This is a genomic window from Cognatundibacterium crateris (assembly GCF_010078235.1).
In the GTDB taxonomy this organism is placed as follows: domain Bacteria; phylum Pseudomonadota; class Gammaproteobacteria; order Burkholderiales; family Burkholderiaceae_D; genus Undibacterium; species Undibacterium crateris.
In genome coordinates this window covers 1-25,742 of the sequence record NZ_JAABOS010000004.1, presented here as the reverse complement: position 1 = coordinate 25,742, position 25,742 = coordinate 1, and the positions used below count along the sequence as shown (strand labels likewise).

At 49.8% G+C, this 25,742-nt stretch carries 22 protein-coding genes and 1 tRNA gene; 12 read left to right on the top strand and 11 right to left on the bottom strand.

Annotation, left to right across the window (positions count from 1 at the left end; all coding sequences use genetic code 11):
* Positions 1–430 precede the first annotated feature (430 nt).
* The gene (locus EYB48_RS08595) at positions 431–1,072 is read left to right on the top strand and encodes a TetR family transcriptional regulator (protein ID WP_162019944.1); all 642 of its coding nucleotides are present in this window, start codon (positions 431–433) and stop codon (positions 1,070–1,072) included.
* Positions 1,073–1,105: 33 nt separating this feature from the next.
* On the opposite strand, the gene EYB48_RS08590 is transcribed toward EYB48_RS08595, so the two are convergent.
* Positions 1,106–1,735, bottom strand: coding sequence for a trimeric intracellular cation channel family protein (locus EYB48_RS08590; protein WP_230403721.1), 630 nt, complete (start codon positions 1,733–1,735; stop codon positions 1,106–1,108).
* Between the two features lie 316 nt (positions 1,736–2,051).
* On the opposite strand from EYB48_RS08590, the gene EYB48_RS08585 reads away from it, so the two are divergent.
* From EYB48_RS08585 to EYB48_RS08550, 8 genes are all read left to right on the top strand, one after another.
* Positions 2,052–2,318: a type B 50S ribosomal protein L31 gene (locus EYB48_RS08585; RefSeq protein ID WP_162019943.1), complete on the top strand. Its 267-nt coding sequence runs from the start codon at positions 2,052–2,054 to the stop codon at positions 2,316–2,318.
* Positions 2,319–2,431: 113 nt separating this feature from the next.
* The gene (locus EYB48_RS08580) at positions 2,432–4,153 is read left to right on the top strand and encodes an ArnT family glycosyltransferase (protein WP_162019942.1); all 1,722 of its coding nucleotides are present in this window, start codon (positions 2,432–2,434) and stop codon (positions 4,151–4,153) included.
* A complete protein-coding gene (locus EYB48_RS08575; RefSeq protein ID WP_162019941.1) occupies positions 4,150–5,535 on the top strand; it encodes an MATE family efflux transporter in 1,386 nt (461 codons plus the stop codon). Before EYB48_RS08580 ends, EYB48_RS08575 begins: the two co-directional genes overlap by 4 nt.
* A gap of 88 nt (positions 5,536–5,623) precedes the next feature.
* Positions 5,624–5,708, top strand: a tRNA-Leu gene (locus tag EYB48_RS08570).
* 833 nt (positions 5,709–6,541) lie between these two features.
* A complete protein-coding gene (locus tag EYB48_RS08565; RefSeq protein WP_162019940.1) occupies positions 6,542–7,246 on the top strand; it encodes a hypothetical protein in 705 nt (234 codons plus the stop codon).
* Positions 7,243–7,785, top strand: a complete 543-nt coding sequence (locus EYB48_RS08560) for a GTP-binding protein (RefSeq protein ID WP_162019939.1) — start codon at positions 7,243–7,245, stop codon at positions 7,783–7,785. The genes EYB48_RS08565 and EYB48_RS08560 overlap by 4 nt, the downstream gene beginning before the upstream one ends.
* Positions 7,782–8,189, top strand: a complete 408-nt coding sequence (locus tag EYB48_RS08555) for a roadblock/LC7 domain-containing protein (protein ID WP_162019938.1) — start codon at positions 7,782–7,784, stop codon at positions 8,187–8,189. The genes EYB48_RS08560 and EYB48_RS08555 overlap by 4 nt, the downstream gene beginning before the upstream one ends.
* Positions 8,190–8,268: 79 nt before the next feature.
* Positions 8,269–8,628, top strand: coding sequence for a hypothetical protein (locus EYB48_RS08550; protein ID WP_162019937.1), 360 nt, complete (start codon positions 8,269–8,271; stop codon positions 8,626–8,628).
* A 549-nt stretch (positions 8,629–9,177) separates the two neighbouring features.
* On the opposite strand, the gene EYB48_RS08545 is transcribed toward EYB48_RS08550, so the two are convergent.
* The 6 genes from EYB48_RS08545 to EYB48_RS08520 all read right to left on the bottom strand — a co-directional run bounded on the left by EYB48_RS08545 (position 9,178) and on the right by EYB48_RS08520 (position 15,226).
* Positions 9,178–11,016 carry an AAA family ATPase gene (locus tag EYB48_RS08545; RefSeq protein ID WP_162019936.1) on the bottom strand — a complete coding sequence of 613 codons (1,839 nt, stop codon included), beginning with the start codon at positions 11,014–11,016 and terminating at the stop codon, positions 9,178–9,180.
* A gap of 559 nt (positions 11,017–11,575) precedes the next feature.
* Positions 11,576–12,298, bottom strand: coding sequence for an arsenical resistance protein ArsH (gene arsH / locus EYB48_RS08540; protein WP_162019935.1), 723 nt, complete (start codon positions 12,296–12,298; stop codon positions 11,576–11,578).
* Positions 12,299–12,337: 39 nt separating this feature from the next.
* The gene (locus EYB48_RS08535) at positions 12,338–13,024 is read right to left on the bottom strand and encodes an aquaporin (protein ID WP_162019934.1); all 687 of its coding nucleotides are present in this window, start codon (positions 13,022–13,024) and stop codon (positions 12,338–12,340) included.
* A gap of 29 nt (positions 13,025–13,053) precedes the next feature.
* The gene (locus EYB48_RS08530; RefSeq protein ID WP_162019933.1) at positions 13,054–13,536 is read right to left on the bottom strand and encodes an arsenate reductase ArsC; all 483 of its coding nucleotides are present in this window, start codon (positions 13,534–13,536) and stop codon (positions 13,054–13,056) included.
* A 120-nt stretch (positions 13,537–13,656) separates the two neighbouring features.
* Positions 13,657–13,986, bottom strand: a complete 330-nt coding sequence (locus tag EYB48_RS08525) for an ArsR/SmtB family transcription factor (RefSeq protein ID WP_162019932.1) — start codon at positions 13,984–13,986, stop codon at positions 13,657–13,659.
* 118 nt (positions 13,987–14,104) lie between these two features.
* Positions 14,105–15,226, bottom strand: a complete 1,122-nt coding sequence (locus tag EYB48_RS08520) for a questin oxidase family protein (protein WP_162019931.1) — start codon at positions 15,224–15,226, stop codon at positions 14,105–14,107.
* 99 nt (positions 15,227–15,325) lie between these two features.
* Here EYB48_RS08520 and soxR point away from each other — a divergent pair, with 99 nt between their 5' ends.
* Entirely contained in the window at positions 15,326–15,808 is a 483-nt protein-coding gene (soxR, locus tag EYB48_RS08515) for a redox-sensitive transcriptional activator SoxR (protein WP_162019930.1), read from the top strand.
* Between the two features lie 138 nt (positions 15,809–15,946).
* Here soxR and EYB48_RS08510 read toward each other — a convergent pair whose 3' ends face one another.
* From EYB48_RS08510 to EYB48_RS08495, 4 genes are all read right to left on the bottom strand, one after another.
* Positions 15,947–17,257, bottom strand: a complete 1,311-nt coding sequence (locus tag EYB48_RS08510; RefSeq protein WP_162019929.1) for a diguanylate cyclase — start codon at positions 17,255–17,257, stop codon at positions 15,947–15,949.
* A gap of 800 nt (positions 17,258–18,057) precedes the next feature.
* Positions 18,058–18,519, bottom strand: a complete 462-nt coding sequence (locus tag EYB48_RS08505) for a GNAT family N-acetyltransferase (protein WP_162019928.1) — start codon at positions 18,517–18,519, stop codon at positions 18,058–18,060.
* Between the two features lie 174 nt (positions 18,520–18,693).
* Positions 18,694–19,896 (bottom strand): hemin-degrading factor, encoded by a 1,203-nt coding sequence (locus EYB48_RS08500; protein ID WP_162019927.1) that lies wholly within the window; start codon positions 19,894–19,896, stop codon positions 18,694–18,696.
* A 50-nt stretch (positions 19,897–19,946) separates the two neighbouring features.
* Positions 19,947–22,337: a TonB-dependent receptor domain-containing protein gene (locus EYB48_RS08495; RefSeq protein WP_162019926.1), complete on the bottom strand. Its 2,391-nt coding sequence runs from the start codon at positions 22,335–22,337 to the stop codon at positions 19,947–19,949.
* 362 nt (positions 22,338–22,699) lie between these two features.
* Between EYB48_RS08495 and ccoG the strand changes: the two genes are divergently transcribed.
* Positions 22,700–24,127, top strand: coding sequence for a cytochrome c oxidase accessory protein CcoG (gene ccoG / locus EYB48_RS08490; RefSeq protein ID WP_162019925.1), 1,428 nt, complete (start codon positions 22,700–22,702; stop codon positions 24,125–24,127).
* 67 nt (positions 24,128–24,194) lie between these two features.
* The gene (locus EYB48_RS08485; protein WP_162019924.1) at positions 24,195–25,610 is read left to right on the top strand and encodes an aminotransferase-like domain-containing protein; all 1,416 of its coding nucleotides are present in this window, start codon (positions 24,195–24,197) and stop codon (positions 25,608–25,610) included.
* Positions 25,611–25,742 lie beyond the last annotated feature (132 nt).

Below are 25,742 nucleotides of genomic sequence, written 5' to 3'. Positions count from 1 at the left end.
TAATTCTTTCTGATTGATGAAAGGATGGTGTGCTATTATATACATACACGAATGTTTGTAAATAAAGTTCTGCAATACCCCTATAGATTAACAAGACATTGCGCTAGCACAATGACAATGCAATGACGAATAGGGAAATTGTTGGATTTTTAGGTAAATGCAGGATAACAGCAGTCAAACACCAGAAATCCTTAACATGTTCTGACTACCATCTGGATAAAATTAGTATTTTAATAAATGACTGTTGCTCTATAACAAAATTTCGCCGAAGAAAATCGCATATCTGCATTTTTTTGTGATTCGATGGCATACGTACATTGCGCAAACCGAAGCCAACTTTTAAGATGCCGTCCGTACCAGTTTTGAAGTAAGGAAACGCTTTACTGCAGGCAGTTCGTCATATACCGAGATCAGAAAGCAAACACATATCATGGCAAGAAAGACCAAAGAAGAAGCATTAGAAACCTATGCCGCATTATTAGATGCAGCAGAGGAGGTCTTTGCCAGCAAAGGTGTGACCAACACGACGCTCAATGATGTCGCCAACGCGGCGGGCATGACCCGTGGTGCAATTTACTGGCACTTTAAAGATAAAAATGCCTTATTTCAGGCCATGTGTGACCGCGCCTTCCTGCCCATGGAGTCGCTGCTGAACGAGATTACTGCAGCACCAGACCGTGATCCCATCGCTGCTTTGCGCCAGTTGAATATTCACTTCTTACGCCAGGTTGCCAGTGATCTGCGTCAGCGCAAAGTATTCGACATCATCATGCATCGCTGTGAAAAGAACTCTGACCTGCCCTTCTTTGTCGACGAAAGAGAAAAGCGCGATGAGTGCCTGGCCAAAGTCCAGGGCATTATTCAAAATGCAGTGAATCAAGGGCAATTACCCGCCCAGACTGATACCTGGATCGCGATGCAGGCCAACCATGGATTCCTGATCGGCCTGCTGCGTGAATGGCTGGAAGATACGCGCGCTTACAACATGAATGAGCATGCAGAAGCGATGGTGGATATGTTCCTGGCTGGGCTGGTGGCGCGCCCGCCGCTCAAAAAACCTGCTGCAGCCTGATTCTGCAAGCCAGCCCCGACCACACTTGACGCTTCAGGCCGGCAATTTCAAATCGAATTTCACCGCCAGCATACGTAAAGCAAAGGTACTGATGATCCCGGCCGACAAGGCAGCAGCATCGCTAAATTCAAAATACGACATACCCAGATAGACCCAGCAACCGGTGAAGGCGCAGGTTGCATACAACTGGCTGCGACGGAATACCAGCGGGATTTCATTGCAGATCACATCCCTGAGCACACCACCAAAAATACCGGTCACGACGCCCATCATCACACAGACAAACATAGGCATGCCGGACTCGAAAGCCAGCGATGTGCCGGTCACGCTGAATAAGCCCAGACCCAGCGCATCAGCCCATTCCAGAATATTCTCAGTCACGACATGGCGCAAACGGCGCAATAACGGGACAGCGATCAGAGCAAAGATAAATATCAGTATCGGATATTCCTGATTTTCCACCCAAAACAAGGGCCGCCGGTCCAGCAACAGATCGCGCAAAGTACCACCGCCAAACGCCGTAATAAAGGCGACCGTAAATACCCCGACAAAATCCATACGCTTACGCCGGGCTTCAATAAATCCCGAACATGCAAATGCCAGCACACCGACGAACTCTATCGTGTGCAACATGGCATTCATTCCCAATGTCGTACTTGCCATTCCCAGCTTTCTTAACTAAAACCTCGCGATTTTACCTGTTAGAAGTCAGTTCTGTAGCGATGCAATTCTTATATGCAACATAGACGCCAGCATATAGACTTGGAACATCTCTGTACAAAGCACCATAAAATGCCAGTCTGATTGCCTGCGCTGGCATTCAATCCGGTTTGCATTGTATAATCGCTGGCTTGGCAACTTGCATGTGCAGGTTACCAATTAATTTAATTCAATTCTGGCAAGTGATACGCAATCGGGTCAAGAAGCTGTGCGACCGACGAAGTGCTTATTGGCTACCAACTTTTATTTCGAGGCAAGCATGAAAGACGGCATCCACCCAAATTATCGTGAAGTGTTGTTCCACGACGTTTCTAACGATTTCAAATTCGTAACACGCTCTACAATTCACAGCAAAGAAACTGTTGAATTCGAAGGCAAAACTCTGCCACTGATCAAGATCGAGGTTTCTGCAGAATCCCATCCTTTCTACACTGGCAAACATAAAATCGTTGATACCGCTGGCCGCGTTGAAAAATTCCGCCAAAAGTTCGGCAAAGTCGGTTCCAAAACCGCAGTTGCCAACTAATCAGCGCAACGATTTCCATAAAAAAGGCAGCTCAGGCTGCCTTTTTACTGCGGCTTTACTTACAATCTACCATCCCCTACTGTTAAACAACCGCTCTGCTTACTCACCGAATTATGAAGCCAGTCCGTCTGCCTGCTGCTGCCACCATTGCCTTACCACGCTGGGGAATTTTTGCTCTTTGCCTGCTGTATATCCTGCCGGGACTGATAGGACGCGATCCCTGGAAAGGCGATGATGCGACCAGCTTTGGCGTGATGTGGACGATGGCTCACGGCACGATCGCAGACTGGTTATGGCCACATATCGCTGGCTTGCCATTGCCGGAAAAAGGCCCGCTCGCCTATTGGATAGGTGCTGTGAGCATCAAGCTGTTAGGCGGCATCATGGGCGAGCCTATGGCCGCACGCCTGATGACAGGCATATTTTTTCTGATTGGTGCCGTTTCAGTCTGGTATGCGACCTATTTGCTGGGCCGAAGACCAGAAGCTCAGCCCCTCAAATTAGCCTTCGGCGGCCAACCGGAGCCACGTGACTTCGGACGTACGCTGGCTGATGGCGCTTTGCTGATTTATATCGCCAGCCTGGGTTTGCTGTTACACAGCCATGAAACTGGGGTGGAAAGCCTGCAAATGGCGCTGGTCGCCTTCACTTTTTATCTGTGCGTGCGTTTGCTCGATGAACCTAAAATCCGCTACAGCCTGCAACTGGGGCTGGTACTGGGTTTGCTGATCCTGAACCGCGGCTGGGTGGTACCTGCAGCTTTGACACTGACCTTGTCCGCTTTATGCATAGTGCGCGAACAGTCTGCAAAGATACGCTATGTGCTTGGCGCACTGCCGCTGGCATGTCTGCTGCCTATAGGCTGGATGCTGGTATTACGTCAGCATCACCCCTTCGACAGCAGCCCTTTTCCAGCCTGGATGGAATGGAATTATCGCCAGATCAGAATGCCTAACCTGGATAGCATCAGCTACTTCTTTAAATATGCAATCTGGTTTGCCTGGCCGGCCTGGCCGTTCGCGGCCTGGGCTGTATTTGCCTGGCGCAGACAGGAAAAAGCGCTGCACATCTCCTTACCAGCGGCATTTTTGCTGTGTTTTGCGATGCTGGCATTCATCAACCACAATTCTGAAGAATCGCTGTTACTGCCGCTGTTGCCCGCAATTTCCATACTCGCCGCATTCGGCCTGCCGACCATGAAACGCAGTGCCATCAATGCGGTCGACTGGTTTGCTGTGATGGTAATGACAGGCACAGCCAGCCTGATCTGGCTCGCTTATATCGCTTTGCAAACCGGCTGGCCAGATAAGCTGAGTCTGAAGCTGCGCCTGCTTGCACCGGGTTTCGAATCCAGCTTTCAGCCCCTGGTTTTTCTGATCGCCTGCGCCGCCACTATCGCCTGGTTCATGCTGGTCTACTGGCGCATTTCACGTCGCCCGTCTGTATTGTGGCGCGCCGTGGTGCTCTCAGCCGGTGGCGTGATTTTATGCTGGCTGTTATTGCTCAGCATAGGCCTGCCATGGATTAATCACCGCATCAGTTACGCCGCCCTGTCTGAAGACTTGCAGCAACATCTGCCGACTCAGAACGCCTGCGTGGAAGCCTATGTTGGCCCGTCTCAGCGCGCCAGTTTTGCCTACTTTGGCAAATTACGCTTTGCCGGTTTTTCTGATCACAATTGTAAATACCTGCTGCTGCAGCATAGCCGACGATACAGCTTCACACCAGAGATGCCAAGTCACTACGACGGCAAAGAATGGGAGTCAATCTGGATAGGGCACCGTGCTGCCGACAAGGATGAATTGTTCACACTGTACCGCCGCAAACGTCCATGAGTGGCACTGAAGGCGGCGCAAGACAAGCTATGCGTCGCATTGGCGCGCTGGCCTGGCCGGTTCTGGTCGGGCAGCTCGCCACCGTCAGTAACGGCGTCATTGATACCGCACTGACTTCACGTTATTCCGCCACTGACCTGGCCGCGCTGTCTATCGGTGTATCGATTTATATCAGCATTTTTGTCGGGCTCAATGGCGTACTGCAGGCACTCTCTCCCACCATAGGCCAGCTATACGGTGCACAGGAATTCCGCGCGATTGGACAACGCGTTAAACAGGGTATGTGGCTGGCCGCCCTGCTGACCGTAATCGGTTGCCTGGCCTTACTGTTCCCGCAGACTTTACTCAGCATTGCGCATGCCGATGCCACACTGACCGATAAGGCGGCGCAATACCTGCACATACTCGCCTATGCCCTGCCCGCCACTATGGGCTTCAGGATTTACAGCGCACTCAATAATGCGATAGGCAAACCCAAGATGGTGATGGCGATACAGGTGCTTAGCCTGGGTTTAAAATTCCCTTTAAACAGTTTATTTATTTTTGGCGGTTTCGGCCTGCCTGCCATGGGTGGCCCGGGCTGTGCCGTGGCAACCGTCATCATTTCCTGGCTGACGCTGCTGATCGCGTGGTTCATACTGCGCCACGCCACGCTATATAAACAATTTTCTCTGTTTGGCAGTGGTTTTGTCTGGCCGCACTGGCCCAGCATGAAGCAATTGCTGCGACTTGGCATCCCTATGGGCCTGAGCTATCTGATCGAAGTCACGGCCTATGCCTTTATGGCTTTATTCATTGCACGCTTTGGTGAGATCGCCGTCTCCGGCCATCAGCTGAGCGCGAATTTTGGCACCGTGCTATACATGCTGCCCCTGTCTATCGCCAATGCCTGCGCCACGCTGACCGCACAAGCCCTGGGGGCCGGTCAGCATGAACAGGCCAGACTGACAGCCAGCGCAGGCATCAGGCTGGCACTGTGCCTGAACCTGCCACTGGCGATACTGATCGTACTGGGCAGAAGCTGGATACTGCTCGCCTACACCGATAATCCCGCCATCATCGAAGCCGCCATGCCCTTGTTTATTCTGGTTGCGGTCTATCAGATATTTGATGCGATCCAAGTCATCATCGCCTTCATCCTGCGCGCCTACCACGTCGCCATCGTCCCCACCCTGTTGTATGCGCTGACGCTGTGGGGTTGTGGCCTGGGTGGTGGCTACCTGTTAGGCATCGATCCAGGCGGCTGGTTTCCGGCAAACGTACATGGCGCAAGCGGCTTCTGGATCGCCAACACACTCAGCGTCGTACTGATCGCCATCAGCCTCTGGTGCTATCTGCGACACGTACAGCGCCAGCACCACAAAACCAGATCCTGTTTCTGATCCGGCAAGCGACGCAGCACATTGCATAGCAAAAACGATGTCGGCTTGCAAAACACCCTCCATCCTGTCATAATATCGCCTACGCGTTGCCGAGATGGCGGAATAGGTAGACGCACGGGACTCAAAATCCCGCGCCGCAAGGCGTGCCGGTTCGATTCCGGCTCTCGGCACCAAAAGAATACAAGCGGCTTACAGAAATGTAAGCCGCTTTTGTTTTATGGTGATTTAGTTCCGCAATTTCGCTCCCATCCGCGCGCGCCCTTCCTTTAATCGTGCCTGCCGAATCGTCCTGTCAGGATCTGATAGATCCTCATTTGATTCCCCGCAACACGGCTCCGTTAAGAATCTCAGGAAAAACCTCGATCGCGTAGCTCAGCTGTGCTTGTATCCAATCGACATTGATGGAAATAGTTCAATTCTGATTCACTCAGGATGGAAGCGACTGCATACAAATTCATCCCCCTCTGATCAGAGCATACTTAACAAGCGTACCCAACGCTCTGTGGAACTCTGCTCCTGCGATAAGGATTTCTGCATTTCTCCGCATTTCCGAACTGTCTTAAGAAAAAGTTTCCAGCAAACTATTTATATGCTTATTTTCAATAGGAAATTTTTTTACTCAATGAAATATCAGAGTTTCCACAAAAAATAATACTCGCATAAACGTCTTGCACTCCCCCTCGAAAGAAATGTAATGAATCCACGTTACTCGAATCAACGAACTAGTTACAAATTAGTTACATAATCATTTTGACAATTTTTCACATATTAATTGTGTGTTATGCCACTCCTCAAAAAAAACTTGCGGTTATGCTTTCGAGAATTAAATTCTATCCAATGATTGAAATTTGAAATCAGTTTCCGAAAGAAAAATTCCTTAGAAAAATGGTCGTCCGATACTTTTCGAAACGGTAGAAAAAAGAGCTGGCAATATCGTTTCAAGTAACTGCGAAACCGTATTACACCCAGTTTCTTTCATCAATGAAATCTATGAATGCAATAGACTATGGATAAGCGTATCAGGACTGGTATCGTTAATTTTGAAATGCTTTCTGAAGCTTCAAATCAACGCATACGTACATTGTTTTCTGTGGCCCAGAAAAAAAGTATCTCCATCTGGAAAGAGAGCTCTCTCCCTTCAGCGGAACTGATTTTTTTCGACGACAAAGACACCAAGTTTCCATTAAAAAGCAATCAATGCATCGCCTTCATAGGCGAAAAAACAGATATGGCGCAAGCCTTCCGGCCATCAATGGGATTTTTCCAGCTGGCGCCGATGTATACAGTGTCGCAATTACTGGACCTGCTTGATCTTGCCGCAGTCAAATTACTGGCTGCGCGCGAGTCCACCGGCAAAGCTGTGCGTGAATCTGACAAAGCCAGCTCCTATATTCACAAACTGAAGCGATGGGTTGTACTTCCCACCGGATTCGAGGCACCTGAATATGTTAGGGCAATGGCGCTAATGACATTGGGTGGTGTGACGCTGGAAGACTTATATATGCGAAGCAGTCTGCAGGAGGAACAGGGGCGCGCACTACTCAATGAACTGGGGAAACAGAATGCGCTAATGGTGACACTGGCTTCTCCATCTCAGAAAAATTTGCCATCTGCGCCTGCCACTCCTGAGGTGAAGAAAAGTGCTGGCCTGCTACTCAAATTATTTGGCTGGCTCTCTGAAAAACGCTCTGCTTCAGGCAAGCAAAAATGACAGATAACTCAACACGAATTGCCTTAGTAGGCTGCATGGGCATAGGGAAAACGACTGCTATCCGCTCAGTATGTGGCACAGCTGTCACTGACTGTGACGTTCCTAACCTCGATACAGCGCAACACCAGAAAGAAACCACAACTGTAGGGGTCGAATTTGGCGAAGTTGATCTTGGTGATGGCGACAAACTGCAACTGTATGGATGCCCTGGCCAGGAGCGATTCAACTTCGTCCGCTCCTGGGTATTGTCTCTGTCTCATGGCGTATTTGTGATGGTCGATGTCAATGACCGGAATGCACTTGAACAGGCAGCGAGCCTGCTCACTGAGATTAACGACCACCATACCCATTGTGTGGCAGCCATACTTTCATCCAGACCAACCACTTCCACACAGTTTTCCAGCTTTGCCACCAAACTCGAGCACCGGCAAGGTTACGTTACTCCGATACTGCAAGCCGATGTACGCAATCGCCAAGAAATACTGGAAGCGCTACAAGTGCTCGCCTCTATGCTCATGTTTAGGAATTCAATATTGTGAAGAATCCCCGCTCTCCAACATCTTTCGCTCCCAAAGAGTTCGCGCAAAACGCAATCAATGCACTCAACAAATGGGCTGCACCATTGGATGGTCTGAATGTAGCACTACTCGTTACGCCTGATGGCTTTGAGATTAGCTCGATTGTGCAGGCTGAAATGAATTTAACCAGACTCGGTGCCATGACCAGTTCACTGATTGCCATGACCCGCGCCGTCGGTCGGGAGTTGCACTTTTCCAATTGCCGGCGTCTGGTGATCGATACCGAGCAAGGTTCGGTCATCGTGCAACCAATAGACGGAAAATATCCCTGTCTGCTATGCGTGGTCATGAAGTCGGATGCTGTACTCGGCAGTGCACTCTGGTCTATCGGTGAGATAGCGCGTTCTTTATCTGGCGTTAAATAATTTTTGTACCTTCGTATTGCTGGTCGACTATGCGAATGGAATTTCCCCGACTAATTTCAACAGATGATAGGAATAACACATGGCAAATTTAAAAGACTCCGTCAATGAATTGTTAGCAATCGATGGCGCACTGGTTTCTGCAATTGTAGATAGTAATAGTGGGATGGTGCTTAGCCATGCTGGATCAGGTATCGATATCGAGCTTGCAGCGGCTGGCAACACAGAAGTAATGCGTGCCAAGTTGAAGACCATGCATATGTTGGGTCTTGGCGATCAGATCGACGACATACTTATCACTCTTGCGAAGCAGTACCATATCATTCGCCCTATTTCGAAACACGAGGGCCTATTCATTTACCTGGTGCTCGATAAAACGCGCTCCAATCTGGCACTTGCACGTCGAAAAGCACAGGACATTGAAACAAATATTGAGGTCTAAATGCAGCCCATTTGATCTGATTTGCTTTGGCATGATCAGATCAAATTTTTGTTGTTTCGCCCTCACATTATTTTCGCATTCTTCATTATCCTCATCCCATACCTTTAACAAATCGGGTGGAATGAAATGAGCGACTTCGGAAAAGCGTTTTCCCCATAGGCGTTCAGCATGTTTGAGCAGTACCGCAACTGGACTGCTGAGCTCATTTCTTTTTATCCAGATACGAGCCTGGCTGAGTAATTGACGGTTACCTGATCATCAAATAAGAGCCAGCAGTCGCTGGCCATACCTCACTCCCATCTAATTTCGCGGCTTTGCTGGCAAAGTTTCCACATGGCGCCTCAGCACACAACCACAAAGGGCTGCGCAGTAATGCAAACTCATTATCATATCAGGAACCCAATACAGCTTGTGCCAGAGCATGGGCTATTTCTGTTTTACCGACACGGACGGACCGGCGAATAAAAAACACCCAACCAGCTTTTCGGGATCACACTAACAGGCATTGGGCATTTTTATGCTAGCTGCAATTTGCCACATAGCAGCAGCTTACTCAACTACCCGCTTTTCTAATTGCTCCGCTAATTCCATGACGGCGCTGACTTCATCGCGGACCATACGACCAACCGGTATGCCGGTCCAGTCGGCGACTATCGCCGCAATCACAGATTCATCCACTTGCGCGTAGATGCAGGCATTTTCTCCTTGCAGATTCAACAGTTCATTCTGAATTTCAGCTAACTGTTTACGGTTCGCTTGCTGTGATTCTGTTAAGCCTGTATCCGCCGGTCCCTCTTCATTTTCTATACGGCTGTAAAGACTGGCGTCTTGCTGGCTGTCTTCTTTTAATAAGGATTCCCGTGTTTGCTGCAAGCGCTGTACCAGCGCCAGCTCCGATTTCCAATGGCTTTCCCGCTCGCTCAATTTTGCATCTGAATCTCTAAGGTCCCGTGTCACCTGCAGCAAACTGGCTGCATTCGACTGCCCCAGTTGCGCCTCACGCAGATGCTGCGCATATTCAGCCATCAACACTTGCAGTTGCTGACGCAAATGCACAATGTCAGAGGGTGGTGTATACAAAGACATGGCAACACGTGCGCAAGCGGTGTCTAGCAAACTGATTGCCTTGTCTGGCAACTGGCGGGATGGAATATAGCGATGGGATAGTGTGACTGCGGCACGCACAGCCTCATCCAAAATTTCGACCTGATGATGGCGCATAAACACGGGCACCAAACCACGCACCATCGATATCGCTTTTGACAGTTCTGGCTCCATCACCTGCAATACCTGGAAACGACGGGTCAGCGCGGGGTCTTTCTCTATGTGCTTCTTGTATTCGCTCCAGGTGGTGGCACCGATAGTTCGTAAATTACCGCGCGCAAGAGCCGGTTTCAGTAAGTTAGCAGCGTCACCGGTTCCCGCCTGCCCGCCAGCCCCGACCAGCGTATGGATTTCATCAATAAAAAGAATCACAGGATGTGCTGCGTTGTCCGCTTCTTTCAGCACAGATTTCAGTCTGGCCTCAAATTCGCCACGCATACTTGCACCAGCCAACAGCGCACCGACATCCAGGCTCAGTAAACGCACTTGCAATAAGGGCGGTGGCACATCAGCAGAGACAATGGCACATGCAAGCCCCTCAACCACAGCGGTCTTGCCGACGCCTGCATCACCTGTCAGCAATGGATTATTTTGCCGACGGCGTAACAGGATATCGGTGAGCGTACGGATTTCGTATTCACGTCCGACTACCGGATCAATTTTTCCGGAGCGTGCTAACGCCGTCAAATCAGTACAATACTTTGCAAGCGCAGATTGTGCGCCAGGCTCATGTTCTGTTAAAGCCTGACTAGCTTCACCCGGTGTGACAGCAGGCAAACCTGAACTATCCTGTGCGACGTCCGCATTTTCACAAGAGTGTTGTAACACTGCAGTTAATTCCCCCATATCGACGGGAAAAACTATTCGCTGAAACTGTACGGAGATATTCAGCAAGACTCTGCGTAATTCAGCATGTTCCAACATCGAAAACAGCAACCAGGCAGACCGTATGCGTTGATCCGCCATGTTCAGACTTGCAAATATCCAGCCTCGCTCTACAGCTAATTCAATAAGCGCGGAGAAATCACTGAGGTGACTGGCGCCATCAGGCAGTCGGGACAAGGAATGAATCAATTCTTTTTCTAACTGCGCAGCATCGAGCTTCCAATGTGTGACCACGCAATGTAAATCCGAGTTGGGCAACTGCCACAACTGGTGCAGCCAATGCGCCACCTCGATGTAAGGATTTCCTCTGAGTTTGGCAAAGGCAGTTGCAGATTCCAAAGCTTTGAAAGGCACTATGCCCAGCTTACCAAACAGTACACGTCGCGAAATCGATGCCAAGCGAATCTCCCAGAAAGCGATTTTTTGTCATTTTTCGAAAACTAATATCGGTTGATAAAAATATTAATTTTTTTTATCAACCGATTATTTGGAAACGTAATTTCCTAAAAATGCATGAAATAAATACCAATTATTCTTTTTTTGATAATGGCATAAAATCATTTCAAAAAATGAATCAGAATGCTTTTTTGACATTTATTCACTATTTGGGTAATTCGTAATTTTTTAAGTAAGGACTGAGATATTTACTTCTGCAAATATAGCTATGAAGGCAGTATCTGCATGCGCTATTTGGCATGCTGAGGTGGACTAACTTATGTTTTGATAGTAAAGTTTTTAGCAATGTGAACTTATCGTACCGGTCTTAGTTGACTGCACGAAGTTGCTAAAGGAAGTTGCCAGGTGATGTGAAATATCTTGCCTGTCTCAATGAGATACTGGCGTTGAAGTCGCGCTTCTTTGATACAAAAAAACCGCAAGCCTTCGCGACTAAGGTTTGCGGTATAACTGAATGCGAAGTGAGCCAGCGCATAGCTGGCAGAAGACAAGCTCAGTGTGCTTAGATCCGATTCTGATTCAGCCGTGCGGATAATGCCTCAGCACTCTCTTTACGCTCGCTGTAACGATCGGTCAGATAAGGGCCAAGATCACGTGTCAGTAAGGTGAACTTCATTAACTCCTCCATCACATCCACCACACGGTCATAGTAAGACGAGGCTTTCATGCGCCCTGCTTCATCAAATTCTAAATATGCTTTCGGTACCGATGATTGATTTGGAATCGTGAGCATACGCATCCAGCGCCCCAAAATCCTTAATTGATTGACCGCATTAAAAGACTGGGAGCCGCCGGATACTTCCATTACAGCGAGCGTTTTCCCTTGCGTGGGACGGATTGCACCGGAGGATAAGGGTATCCAGTCTATCTGTGCTTTCATGATGCCAGTCATTGCGCCATGGCGCTCCGGTGTACACCACACCATGCCTTCAGACCACATGACCAGTTCGCGCAACTCTTTGACTTTAGGATGATCGTCGGGCGCCGCATCAGGTAAGGGCAAGTCCTGCGGATTAAACACCTTCACCTCCGCCCCCATCGCTGACAGTAAGCGTGCGGCTTCCAGTGTCAGCAACTTGCTATAGGAGCGTTCTCGTAAAGAGCCATACAACAATAGAAAACGCGGTGCATGAGTGGAAGGAGATTGACTGGTTAAATTGGATAGATTTGGAATTTTAAATAACGCCGTATCCAGATTAGGTAAATCGTCATACATTAAAGACATAAAAAATTTCCTTAATTTGCATCTCAGTTCAGAAATAAATCAGGCACTGACATCTGATGCAGCAAGCTGACTGACATCAGGGTATAACCAGCCAAACAGCCAGTTCGCTGCCACAGTGCCACTGCATTGTGCGATGATGAAGGCAAGTACATCACCCGGATAGATACCGGCAAATGTATTGCTGGCGGCGCGTGCCAGCGTGACCGCAGGATTGGCGAATGAGGTCGACGAGGTGAACCAGTACGCCGCAGTGATATAAGCTGCGACTGCGAATGGAGTGACTGCAGGACGACTTCTGGAGGTACTGATAATGACACCTATCAACCCGAAGCTGGCCAGGAATTCGCTACACCATTGCGACCAGCCAGTTCTGACATGTTCTGATGCGAAGAACAGCGGTTCGCCAAACATCGTATGTGCCATCGCGACACCGGCGAATGCACCGAGTATCTGAATCAGGATATACCAGACACAGACTGAATAACTTAACTGACGCTGCCAGACTGCTGACAGGCTCACCACGGGATTGAAATGCGCTCCTGACACTGGACCGAACATCAGTATCAGCGCGACTAATCCACAACCGGTCGCAATCGCATTGGCCAGCAAAGCAAGCGCGACATTTCCTGCGGCCAGACGCTCAGCCATGATGCCGGAACCGACCACTACGGCTAACAGCAATGCTGTACCCAGACCTTCTGCCACCAGGCGTTTTTGCAAACTCATACAAACTCCTTTGAAGCGGAAGCTGCCAATCAGGCAGGTATCAGTTGGCCGATCTTGTCCAACTCACTTTTCAGTAAGACAGGATCATGTTTCAGGCTGTCGATTGGCAAGGCAAGAAACGCCTCAATTCTGGCGCGCAAAATCCGGTAGGCCAGCATGAACGCAGCGTCGATTTCTTGTTCGCTACCGCTCGCATGCGCAGGATCTTCAACTCCCCAATGGGTACGTAATACCGGTCCCAGATAAAGCGGGCAAGTCTCGCCTGCGGCGCTGGCACAGACTGTGATCACCAGGTCTGGCGTGGCAGGTAAATGACTCCAGGATTTACTGAAGTAACCCGCTGTCGATATCCCTTCCCTGGCCAGCAAAGCCAAAGAACGCGGATGCACCTGACCGGTAGGCTGACTGCCTGCACTCATGGCGGACCAGCTGGCAGGTGCCAAATGATTAAAGGTCGCTTCTGCCAAAATAGAACGGCAGGAATTGCCAGTACAAAGGAATAAAACGTTCATGAGTTAACAATCAATAAGTAGACAATGAGTCAGGGTCAATAAGTAAGGGCACGACTACAGTCACGACCAGGCATAGCGAAACAGGTGCAGAACATCTCGTTGCAAAAGACGTCAACCATATCAGTCACATGTACCGGGCTGACAGGCAATACCAGAGGAGCAAGGCTGGCCACCACAGCAGTTTTCAGTCAGGTAGCCGATCAGATTATTCATCGTGTCGAAGTTGGCTGAATAAATCATGAAACGCCCATCCTGCCTGACTCTGAGCATATCAGCGCGACTCAACTCCTTGAGGTGAAAAGACAGCGAAGAAGGTGGAATGCCGAGTTGTTCGCTGATTTTGCTCGCAATCAGTCCATCCGGTCCGGCCTGCACCAATAAACGAAAAACAGTCAGCCGCGACTCTTGCGCTATGGCAGCCAAGCCAGCAATAGCCTGTGAGGTATCCATATTTCACTCCAACTTCAATTCTATATTTCGATATTATTCGAATTATAGAATTGAAGCAGCTACGCTGGCAAGCATTAATACCCATTTGACTTCAGTGTGACTGGCCTTGTATAGCAATTCAACTAGCGTACTGCGTCGATAACACAGCCAGATAATCCTGATTACCACTCAATTGAAACTCTTCAAAACAGGCATGAGTGAGTTTGATCTGATGATCGTCCTGACTCAGTAAGGCATTGTGAATTACGGCTTGCCAGCTGGCCTCTGCGTCTGCATTCGCCAGCAACTGTGCTTTTGCTTCTGCCAATGACGCAGATTGCTTAGCAAAGCCTGAGGGCCGTTTTTCTGTCAAGGCCGGAGCACCAATGCTGGTGTAAGCAGCACAGCAGGATAGCCAGAATTCCTGCGCCAGCACTTCTTGGTTCAATGCCGGGTCAAACGCCAGCAATTGGCGCCAGGCATGCAAACCTGTGAGCAAATGCAGCGCAGTGAAATCTTTGGTTTGCACATACAGCTGTAAAACCAGTTCGCGCAGAGCAGGCCATTGGCTTTGCGGTTCGTGCAACCGGGGACAGTGGGTCAGGAACACAGGATCTTTGAGCACGGCACGAATTTTTTCGGTAATCATTCTTCCTTCAAAAACCCGTCCTTTGAGCGCGGTCGCAATACGACTAAACCCTTCAGCCGGTGAGCCACAATACGCCAGGCTGCTGCTGTCTATTCCACTTGGAAGATGTCCACAAATCAGCGCTGCCAGCCCTGAAGCAATCTCGCCCGCATGGCCAGTCCGCAGTGCATAGGCAAGGCGTATGATGGCGTGGAAAGCCAGTGTCAGTGGTGCAGGTGGAAAAGCCTGTAGTAGCTGACTGGCCAGATCATGAGCATCGTGTTGTTGCATCTGATTCAGGATGGATTCACGTATGCTGGCAAAGTAAGCCCCCTGCCCACGCACTTCGGCCAGCTCGTGCATGCCGATAGCCGGTGTGCTCCTTGTTAAAGGCAGCGCATAATGTTCAAACCAGTGTTGATACAAAGCCTGCAGCTTTGATGCATCCGCACCCAGTGAGCAGGCCGCGCTTAGCATCATAGGGCAATGATTGGTCGTGCCCTTACAACGCAAATCGATTGTTTGGCACAATTCCAGTAAGTCCGGCAAGGCTGTGGATGTTATCGGACTCAGAGATGATGTGCTTGCTGGTGTGCATATTGGTGCGCTGATGGAGGACATTGTCGGAGTCATTTTCTTATTCCTTTATTTGAAAAACACCATCGTAAAACTTCAAGTAAACTTGAAGTCAAGCACCAAACACCGAAATATGCATCCGTCAGGAGCCACATCATGAAAACTTTAACGATAGGCGAATTCGCCAGCAGAGCGGGTATCGCCAGCAGCGCAATCCGGTTTTATGAAGAGAAAGGTCTAATCTTCAGTCAGCGCAATGCAGGTGGGCAAAGGCGGTTTCAGGCAGATCAGTTACGCAGAGTCGCGTTTATCAAAGCGGCGCAAACCGCCGGTATCAGTCTGGAAGAAATTCGGGACGCCTTGAATACGCTGCCCGCGCAAAGAACACCAAACAAAGCTGACTGGGAAAAAATATCGGCTGGCTGGTGCGACCAGCTCAATCAGCGCATCGCGAATCTGACCGCCTTACGTGACCGCCTGAGCAGCTGCATAGGTTGCGGCTGCCTGTCGTTGTCAGCCTGCGCCTTGTATAACCCTGAAGATAAAATCCGGCATTTCGGCAGCGGCGCACGCTATTTAAGCGGGAATCATCCCGATGATTTACAAGGCCTGCTTGCACAGGACAAGGTGAGCAGCTGATCTGCCACATCGGATAAACACGATAGCGAAAAGAACGTAGCGAATAAAGATAAGGCAGCAAGAACCAACAGCATTTACTCAGTCAGACATTCTCTAAGGACACTGTCACATTGACGGCTATCCAGTACGAGGCGGGATTTATGCAAAAACAATACGGTTACGCCCTTCAGCTTTCGCCTGATACAATTTGCTGTCTGCTGTTTTCATCATAGTGTGCAAATCATCCTGGCCACTGGCGCAACCTATACTGACCGTTAAAGACAACTTCTGAGATCCGTCATTCGCATTCTGTCCGCTTTGATTCATATAAAACGGAGTTTGTTCCAGATGTACCCGGAACTGTTCCAACGCGGCACTGACCTGTGTCTGATCCTGAGATAGAAACAGCAAAGTAAATTCCTCACCACCGATACGCGCCACTAATTCTTTGCTAAAAAAAGCTTGCATGGTGCGTGCCAGAAAATTGATGGCGAGATCACCAACATCATGACCAAACTGATCATTAATCCGTTTAAAATGATCAATGTCTACTAAGGCGAGATGATAAATTTGATGATTGCTTGCCGCTTTCTGTATGAGCCCCTGACCTGACTCGAAAAAATACCTGCGGTTATACAAGCCTGTCAGATAATCGGTATTGGAGATATACAGTGTTTCCCGGATCAGATCCAGCATCTGTAAATTTTGGGTGACCCTACACAAAAATTCTTCATAAGAAAATGGCTTGGGAATAAAGTCATTTGCCCCGGATTTCAAAAAATGGGCAACCAGAGTTTTATCTGAAGATCCGGATATTCCTATAATCGCCAGCTTTTCCTTACGATGTTTTTTGCGTATCTGCGTCACAAATTCCACGCCACTCATATGTGGCATTTCATGATCACTGAGTACTAACTGTATATCCTTTTCCTGCTCCAGTATGGTCAATGCATGAACCGGATCTTTAGTACAGATAGCTGTGATCTTTTGACGTGCCAGATAGTGACGGATAATGGTCAGCGAAGACTCAGAATCATCCACGACTAAGGCCTTAATTTGCAGATTCCTGGTCACACGCTCCACCAGACTAGCCACATACTCAAGTGAATTCAGACTTCTTTTGAGCACATAATCCACCACGCCCCGCCGCAACAAAAGATTACGTAAGGGTTCAGAAAAAGTCCCGGTCAATGCGATCACAGGAATTCCATGCGCCTGCACCGCATCAATCACCTCTTCATTCGAACCATCCGGCAAAGTTAAATCACAGATTGCAATGGAGATCGCTTCATGGGATTTAGCCAACACTTCCCTGGCTTCCGCCAAGGTGGCACAGACCACGGTGGGACAAACCATTTTTGCATTCAACACTGAAACCAGCATGCTGGAAAACGTTTTTTGATCTTCGACGATCAGTGCTACGCCTGGTATCGTGTTTGAATTGAAGCCATGATCAGATAGATTCAGCATGCCGAGATTTCTTTATTCAGATTGAAGCTAAAAGCTTGAGAACCGATATCAAACCCTTACCATTAGCATACAAATTACAAGCTAAGGCTTCTCAGATTAAGGCTTTTTCCTATATTGACATTACCGACTTTAATTGACAACTGGCAACCAATATCTTGATGAAAAAGTCCTGACAGAAAAACAGAGTATAAAAATATTTCTTTACATTCTGTGACTGTTAGCGAGGTCTGTTTACATTCATTTTTCATCTACATCCTAAGGTAAAACGAGTCCGGATTGGTGAAACCCCGGCTTACAACAATGACACTTCATTTTTTTCAGATAGATAGAAAGCTTGTGGGCGCTTGCCTAATATGAATACGGCAGGCTGAACAATTTGTGATGGCTTAAAAAAACAGACTGGACGTTGGCCTCTGGATTTCAGGTGTTGATGTAACGAGGTCCACATCACTGCTTAGCACCGCTTCTCTGCTCATGCTGGTGGAAGAATTTTACTCAAAATTCAAGTTTATCTGCACCCAAACTGCTGTGGCAGCAAAACCACGGGATGTTGCATTTTACTTACATACCATCACAGACCAGCAAGGCTTGAAAACTGTGGCTACTTGTTGATATCTGCTACAGAGCTCTTGTTGTGCTAAACGCGAAGATGAACTGGCCTGGAATTCGGATCAGGCTTGCTCAAGGGATTCAAGAATAGGCGACACAGCTTTTTATCACACTCGCGACTTTATCCCAGTATGTATGAAGATAATCCTGTCGCTGGGAAAAAAGAATATAAAAAATCTGTAGAGAGACGGCTAGCCCGCGTCAGACGAATAAAGGTATTCCAGAATTTCATCATATTGTCCGGACAGTTGACCGGTACTGCGCCAGCCAAGATGGCGGTAGAAGCCATACGAACGTACCGCCGGATTACGCGAGCAGGCTAGAAACAGGCGCTGATGCCCGTGCTGCCGCAACGCTTGCATTGCGCGTTGAATTAATTGCTGACCTATGCCCTTGCCTTCCGCTTGCGGTAACAAGGCTAATACTACGATTTCACCTGACTGAACATCGGCAAAACAGTAACCCAGTATTTGGCCTCCCTCTGCAATCCAGCCAGGCAGACTGCCGTTGCTGACTTGGGCCGCCCACGATGCCTGTGTGACGCCCAGCTCTGCCAGACGCTCAGCGCTGACCGCATTTTCACGCGTGAGTCCGCGCAGTTGTATGCACTCGGCAATATCGCTGGCAAAGGCAGCGCGAAAATTCAATGTCATGATGCATACCCGGTGAAAGTTAACTTAGCCAGTGAGCATACATGGGCGAGCTGTGCGCCGCAAATAAAAAACCGGATGCTGCCAATCGCAACATCCGGCTCCTCACTTACATTACCAGCTCAGTAGATCAATTCGGCTTACCGAACCTGAATGCCTGACCTGAAGCAGCTGACTTTATTGCGCAGCACGCGGCAAAGCAGCTGCGAGTGCTATCCAGCTGGCAGGCTGAGGTTTCGCGCGTTCACGGACACCAAAGAAGCTAACGACCAGTTTGCCATCACGATCAAAAAACTCCACAGAAGTCACGCCCGCGCGTTGCAATACCCAACCCTGCGTCAGTGCCGATTCGCGCACATGCAGATTGAAAGCGGGATCGAGTACGTTATACCACTCGCCACTGGCGGCGGTTTTCTCTATTTTTCCGCTGAAGATCTGCGTCACACCGGCATTACCGAGGAAGGCCATAATACTGATTTGCTGTTGCGCAGCCTGATCCAGCAATGTACGTAAAGCGGCTGGGCTGACTTTTTGCGCCATACCTGCAGGCGCGAGGCGGAACGCCTGTTCGCGGCTCAGGCCGAACTCACGGACGATCTGATTAAACTGATGCACGTCGCTCATTTCTTTCCAGGCTAACTGGAACTCTTTCACATCCACCGCCTGGTCAGGTTTAGTCGCCAATGCTGGCAGCGTACCTTGAATTTGCAACGCAAGCTGTTGTTGCGGGTGACGGAAGTCTTGTACCAGTTTGTCATAGACCGCGATACTGGCCTCATTTCTGAGGTAGAGCTTATGCACAGACTGGCCATAGGCATCAAAGAATTGCAGGCTGCGGCTGATGCTGCCGTCACGACCTGGCTGCACCACAGCAAATGCATATTTCCAGTCTAAGAAATGGAAGCGCAGATCGATCTCCCCACCCAGGTAACCACCTGCGATATTACGCAGCCTTTCTTCGCGCTCGCGCGCATTTTCCGGTGTCAATGCCTGGGCTTGCTCATCCTGCAAAGACTTTAAACGCATCGCGGTACCGGTACGCTCCAGCACGCCATGTTCATTCCTCGTCGTTGCCATGACCTGTCCCAGATCCAGTGCACGGCGCATGATTTCACGGAAAGTATGCTCATCGTTTTGCAGTCTGGTGACGCCTTGCCCGATCTGACTTGCCAGCAGCTCCGCTTCTGACACCTTGAGTTTGGCAGCCGCATCACGTATCTGCAGACGTGGCTGCTCTTTGCGTAGCTCTGCCCAGCGAGTAGCTAAATTAGATGTATCAGACTGATCATCAGCAGCATAACTGAATTGGGTTGCATGGCTCAGGATCAGCGCAGCAATCAGTGTGAATAATGGGTGTTTTGATTTACGTGGTGTTTTCATTTTTTTCCTTTTCGGATTCAATACAATTCAATGCAGTGCAGTGTTCATACTCAGAAGCTCAGGTTCATGCTCACAGAGAAATGACGTCCTGGCTGCGCCTGGCGCTCGATATCAGCCAGCGCTGCTGCAGTCGTTCCGGCAGCCAGGCCACGTGCGGAGGCGTAATCCCAATACTTGCGGTCAGCCAGATTGCTGATCGCTGCCTGCACGCGTAATTGCTGACTGATACGCCACCAGCTGCTGACATCCACCACGCTGTAAGCGGGCACCGCAAAACGTGCAGTCGCAATACCGGAGATCACATCGTCCGGCGCTTGTTTGCCAGCCACATGACGGGCATAGACAGCGATGCCAAAACGACCGGCCGGATCATCGTAGTTCAGACCCGCGCTGAACTTAGCCGGCGCAATGGAAGCGAGTGCCGCGCGTTGGCCAGTCTTCTTATTCAAGGCATCGCCACGCGTATAGCCCGCTGCCAGATCCAAGGCATAACCAGTCAAGGCCGGTGCCCACGCACCCAGTTCAAAGCGGCTGCTGGCTTCGATGCCACGGGTAGTGACTTCGCCTATGTTTTCAGGACGAAATAAGCCAAAGGTGATGCTTGGATAATTCACCGGGTCTGGCGCTTGTGCCACATACTCGATAAAGTCGTGATAGCGCGTATAAAACAGTGCTGAACGCAACTGCCAGCCACGTACAGGGCTGCCGCGCAAACCCAGCTCAGCAGCATCGCTGCTTTCTTTTTTCAGCCGTGGATTTCCCAATACGGCATAACCATTGCCAGCGCCGGTGTAGCTGAAAGAATCAAACGTACCGGTACGTTCTGCGGCGCTGGGTAAGCGATTGCCATGCTTGTATTGTGCGTACACATCCAGATCACGTCCGAGTCCGATAGCGAGCTCGACGGCAGGGGTCAATACGGTTTCGGTCTCTGTGCGGATTTCACGTGCAGCTGCAGGTACCGCGACGACATACTGCTGTAAATTCACAGGCTTCAGTTTGCGATAGTCGGCGCGCAAGCTTGGTGTCAGGCTGATCCTGTGCTGATTCCACATCCATTGCTGCTCATCTTTAACAGTCAGAGCAAGCTGATCCGTGTCCATATCTGCCATGCGATTCTTGCTGGTGATCTGATGTCCGCCTGTCGCCAAAACGGTGCGATCTTCCAGCCACGGCCGCTTGCTGCTGATGTGCGATGCCTGCACATTGATATAGGTTTGGTGCTGCGCCGTCCATTGCTTCATGAGCTGAGTGCTCACGCCATAGCTGTTGTTATCAAAGCTGGTCAGGATCTGACGTTGATAAGCTTTACCGCCAAACAGATAGCGTGCCTGGGTATTTTCACTAACCTTTGCGTCCTGCCAGTAAATCTGACTATTAACACTGTCCAGCCAGCCACTGTCGATTTGTGCGCTATGTTCCAGACTGATACGCTGGCGTCTGGTCACACTATCCTGCGCGGCGCCATCAGGATACAAGCCTCCCTGTTTATTGTTTAGCTGACGCGCGTGCTGTCGTTCATAACCATCCAGTGTGAAGACATATTTTTGTGTAGCTGTAGGCTGGTAAGCCAGCTTGGCCAATAAGGCACTGGAATGCCATTGATCCGGATTGACGGGTACATCGCCTTTACTGGACGCCTCTTGCCCTTTACGGTAGACAGCGACCGCCATGTTCTGCCAGTTACCGGATTGGCTGGCACCAGTCAGTGTATGAAACTGACTGCGGTTAACGCTCTGGTATCCATTACGATAGCTGGCATAGCGGTCCCCATCCTGGGATACAAAATCAGAGGGCGATTTACTGGCGAAACTCACGCCACCACCGAGGCCAGCGCCATCCGCTGCGCTATGTCCTATTTGCACAGCGCGTAAAGTCTCCACATCCACATATTCACGGCCACTGGCAAAGCTATTGAGCGTCACGCCATCTGGCTTAGGTGCCGCTTCCGGCATTGCGATGCCATCCATGTCCATACCGATACGGTTACCCTCTATGCCACGAATATGAAACCCGGTACTGCCCGCACCATCCCAGATATTGCCGCTGCCACTTAAGGCGGCAGGTACACTGATCAAAGGCTCGTAACGCACGATGTCAGCCATGGAGATCACATTACGTGCAGCCATTTCTTCGCTGGTGATACGTTTTTTTTGCTTGTCCGCCAGCGATTCTTTTCTGGCCTGAACATGGATGTCTGGCAAACGTCGCTGCGCAATTCCAGTCTCAGGATAGACCTCTGTTTTCTCTTGCGCCTGTGCGCTCGCGGCCATGGACAGCATGCCCGTCAATAGTGCCTGTACAGCCAATTGCATAGTGCTCAGGCCAGGCATGCGGTGCTGGGAAATTGAGTTGCTGTGTTTTTTTGAAACGAAAGATGGAGCGGACATAGCTGAAGTCAGACCACCGTCTGCCAGCGACCGCAAATGAGATTTCATCATGAAAATCCGAAAGTTGGGAAGTTTAAAGCTGGCGGTGAAATCCGGGAGGCGTGATCAGACGTTCGAAGCTGGTCAGACGGATAAGACAAGTGCTGGCGACGCACACACTTTATCACGAATGATTCTCATTTACAATAATAATGACATCCAGCCTGGCATCTTGAAATCAGATGCGGGGTGTTCAGTGTGGTCTGTTTCATGCAACTGGTTTTGACACTACCGTTCCTCGTTCCAAACCCATCTGCTCTGGTTTTTCAGAAAAATCTGCTGCTGTTTTTGTGATGCAGTGCCGCAGACAATATGCGGCATCCTGCAGGTGCCAGTGGGCACCGGCGCTCTACTCTCAGCCCTGGGCCCAGTCTATGAAAACCTCCCCTCCTGCCGTTTCCGTCATCAGCATGTACACCAAATTTGATGATGTCTATGTGCGTGAATCCAAGGGACGCTACACCAATCTGCGCTGGTTGTTTGTGTGGCTGACGCAAGCTGTTTTCTTTGGCTTGCCCTGGCTACACTGGGACGAACGGCAGGCGGTACTGTTTGACCTCGGTGCGAGAAAATTCTTTCTGTTTGGCCTGGTCCTGTTCCCACAAGATCTGATCTACCTGGCGGTTCTGCTCATCATCTGTGCCTATAGTCTGTTTTTATTCACCGCGGTCAGTGGCCGGGTCTGGTGTGGCTTCAGCTGCCCACAAACGGTCTACACTGAAATTTTCATGTGGATAGAAAACAAGACAGAAGGCAGCCGCAGCGCCCGGATGCGTATGGCTAAGCAGGGACTAACAGCAGAGAAACTGCGTAAGAGATCGTTAAAGCACCTGCTCTGGCTGGCGTTCGCTGGCTGGACCGGGCTTAGTTTCGTCGCATACTTTATTCCGGCACATTCCTTGTTGGCGGATATACAGACTGCTCAGCTTGGTTCCTGGCAGTGTTTCTGGATCGCGTTTTATGCTTTGGCCACTTATCTGAATGCGGGATTCATGCGCGAACAAATATGCCGCTACCTGTGCCCTTATGCACGCTTTCAGGGTTCTATGCTGGATCAGGATACGCTGATCGTCAGCTACGACCAGCAACGCGGAGAACCACGTCAGGGCTGGTCCGCAAAAGAAAAACAAAGCAGCGAACGACAAGGCAGTTGCATAGATTGTTCTTTGTGCGTACAGGTATGCCCGACTGGCATTGATATTCGCAATGGCTTGCAACATGACTGCATAGGTTGCGCTGCCTGCATCGATGCCTGTGACAGCGTGATGGATAAAATTCAGGCACCGCGTGGTCTGATACGCTTCACCACTGCCCGCGCACTGTTGAATGGCGAAGGTAACAAAGCAATCCTGCGCAGGATCTGGCGTCCACGTGTAGTCATTTACAGCCTGATTCTGGGTCTGATCGTCAGTGCTTTCAGCTATGCCCTGCTCACCAGGACTGATTTACGCATGAATGTCATGCGTGATCGAAGAATCCTGAGCCGTGAAGTGGAAGATGGCGCACATGAGAATATCTATCGACTGCATCTGATGAGTACGGCTGAACAAGCGAGAGATTTACGTATCGCAGTGACTGGCCTGGATGGTCTGCAATTACAATCACAGAGCCTGGTTCATTTGCAGCCAACTGAATCCAGAACACTCCCTGTTACACTGCGTCTGCCAGCGAATCATCAGGCAGCTGGCAATCTGCAGTTTGAGTTTGTGGTGTATGCGATAAATCCGGAACATCAGCAGGAACAAGTGATACTGCGCGAAAGTGCGAGCTTTCATCTGCCAGCATCTCTGAATGAAAAATAAAATCAAAAATATGCGATTTGCAGCAGAATTGCACCATTAGGCATCAATAGGACACTCAGCGCTAACTATGAAACGTTACGAAGCCCTGGCAGAAGATATCGCCTTATCGATACGCACAGGCATACTGAAGCGTGGTGAAAAACTACCGTCGGTTCGCCAGACCAGTGAGCGTCGTGGCATCAGTCAGGCCACGGTCTATCAAGCCTATTATCTGCTCGAAGCACGCGGCCTGATCCGTGCCAGAGAGCGCTCAGGCTATTATGTGATCGCAGGTGCGAGCAAACTACTACCAGAACCGGAGCTACTCAGCAGTACCAGCGGTGATTCAACCACAGTGGATGTGAGTGAGCTGATCTTTGAAGTGCTGCAATCCACCAAGGCCAGGGACGTGGTGCCGCTGGGATCGGCCTTCCCTTGCCCCTCGCTCTTCCCCTATGACAAACTAGCTTCCAGTATGCACAGCAGTCTGCAACAACTGGATCCATGGGCTACGGTTGCAGATCTGACGACGGGCAGCAGTGAGTTGCGACGTCAGATTGCACTACGCTACCTGTTGGTGGGTATGCATGTGAATCCTGACGATATCCTGATTACCAATGGTGCGCTCGAAGCCCTGAATCTGGCTCTGCTTGCAGTAACACGACCGGGTGACGCCGTTATCATTGAGTCACCGGCATTTTATGGCGCATTACAGTCCTTAGAACGCATGGGCTTAAAGGCCATCGAAGTGGCGACGCATCCACGCGAAGGCATAGATTTGAATGCCTTAGAATCCGCTTTACATAAACATCAGCCCAAAGCATGCTGGTTAATGACTAGTTTCCAGAACCCCTTAGGCTGCTCTATGCCCGAGCAGAAAAAACAAAATCTGGTCGCCCTGCTTGAAAAGTTTCAGGTACCGCTGATCGAAGACGATGTCTACGCTGAATTGTATTTTTCCAGCCATCGTCCTCTGCCAGCCAAGGCCTTCGATCAAAGCGGCCTGGTCTTACATTGTTCTTCATTCTCAAAATCACTGGCACCCGGTTTCCGTATAGGCTGGATACTCGGCGGGCGTTATCTGCCTAAACTGATACGGCAAAAACTCAGCAGCAGTTTGTCCGCCTCCCTGCCTGCACAGGAAGCGATCGCCCATTATCTGTCGAAAGGACATTACGACAATCACTTGCGCCGGCTACGTCATACTCTGTCAGTACAGCAGAGTGTCTACACCGAAGCAATTGCACGCTACCTGCCTGCGGGAACATTGGCCACCCGACCGTCGGGCGGTTACGTGTTGTGGCTGGAATTGCCCACCCATGTTGATGTACTGCGTTTACAAAGATTAGCGATTGCGCTGGGCATTAGTATCGCACCGGGACCGATGTTTTCAGCCCAGCGTCAGTTCAGACATTGTCTGCGCCTGAATTATGGGCATCCATACAGCGACAAAACCGCGGAAGCTATGCAAACATTAAGCAAATTGATACAGCAGCAAAGCTGAATCACTATCTAAGCTAAATGACTGCTGCTGTGGTTTCCAGAGCAATTGCGCCATTCAGCGAGTGTATTTACTTCACTGTCTTAGCAACAGATACGGCAAAGGGAGAACGCGCGAGCGTTCTCCCTTTGTTTT

Excerpts from the sequence above, each read along its gene's own strand:
- EYB48_RS08595 (WP_162019944.1), top strand. The coding sequence starts at position 431 with ATGGCAAGAAAGACCAAAGAAGAAGCATTAGAAACCTATGCCGCATTA.
- EYB48_RS08590 (WP_230403721.1), bottom strand. The coding sequence starts at position 1,735 with ATGGCAAGTACGACATTGGGAATGAATGCCATGTTGCACACGATAGAG.
- EYB48_RS08585 (WP_162019943.1), top strand. The coding sequence starts at position 2,052 with ATGAAAGACGGCATCCACCCAAATTATCGTGAAGTGTTGTTCCACGAC.
- EYB48_RS08580 (WP_162019942.1), top strand. The coding sequence starts at position 2,432 with ATGAAGCCAGTCCGTCTGCCTGCTGCTGCCACCATTGCCTTACCACGC.
- EYB48_RS08575 (WP_162019941.1), top strand. The coding sequence starts at position 4,150 with ATGAGTGGCACTGAAGGCGGCGCAAGACAAGCTATGCGTCGCATTGGC.
- EYB48_RS08565 (WP_162019940.1), top strand. The coding sequence starts at position 6,542 with ATGGATAAGCGTATCAGGACTGGTATCGTTAATTTTGAAATGCTTTCT.
- EYB48_RS08560 (WP_162019939.1), top strand. The coding sequence starts at position 7,243 with ATGACAGATAACTCAACACGAATTGCCTTAGTAGGCTGCATGGGCATA.
- EYB48_RS08550 (WP_162019937.1), top strand. The coding sequence starts at position 8,269 with ATGGCAAATTTAAAAGACTCCGTCAATGAATTGTTAGCAATCGATGGC.
- arsH (WP_162019935.1), bottom strand. The coding sequence starts at position 12,298 with ATGTCTTTAATGTATGACGATTTACCTAATCTGGATACGGCGTTATTT.
- EYB48_RS08535 (WP_162019934.1), bottom strand. The coding sequence starts at position 13,024 with ATGAGTTTGCAAAAACGCCTGGTGGCAGAAGGTCTGGGTACAGCATTG.
- EYB48_RS08530 (WP_162019933.1), bottom strand. The coding sequence starts at position 13,536 with ATGAACGTTTTATTCCTTTGTACTGGCAATTCCTGCCGTTCTATTTTG.
- EYB48_RS08525 (WP_162019932.1), bottom strand. The coding sequence starts at position 13,986 with ATGGATACCTCACAGGCTATTGCTGGCTTGGCTGCCATAGCGCAAGAG.
- EYB48_RS08520 (WP_162019931.1), bottom strand. The coding sequence starts at position 15,226 with ATGACTCCGACAATGTCCTCCATCAGCGCACCAATATGCACACCAGCA.
- soxR (WP_162019930.1), top strand. The coding sequence starts at position 15,326 with ATGAAAACTTTAACGATAGGCGAATTCGCCAGCAGAGCGGGTATCGCC.
- EYB48_RS08510 (WP_162019929.1), bottom strand. The coding sequence starts at position 17,257 with ATGCTGAATCTATCTGATCATGGCTTCAATTCAAACACGATACCAGGC.
- EYB48_RS08505 (WP_162019928.1), bottom strand. The coding sequence starts at position 18,519 with ATGACATTGAATTTTCGCGCTGCCTTTGCCAGCGATATTGCCGAGTGC.
- EYB48_RS08500 (WP_162019927.1), bottom strand. The coding sequence starts at position 19,896 with ATGAAAACACCACGTAAATCAAAACACCCATTATTCACACTGATTGCT.
- EYB48_RS08495 (WP_162019926.1), bottom strand. The coding sequence starts at position 22,337 with ATGATGAAATCTCATTTGCGGTCGCTGGCAGACGGTGGTCTGACTTCA.
- ccoG (WP_162019925.1), top strand. The coding sequence starts at position 22,700 with ATGAAAACCTCCCCTCCTGCCGTTTCCGTCATCAGCATGTACACCAAA.
- EYB48_RS08485 (WP_162019924.1), top strand. The coding sequence starts at position 24,195 with ATGAAACGTTACGAAGCCCTGGCAGAAGATATCGCCTTATCGATACGC.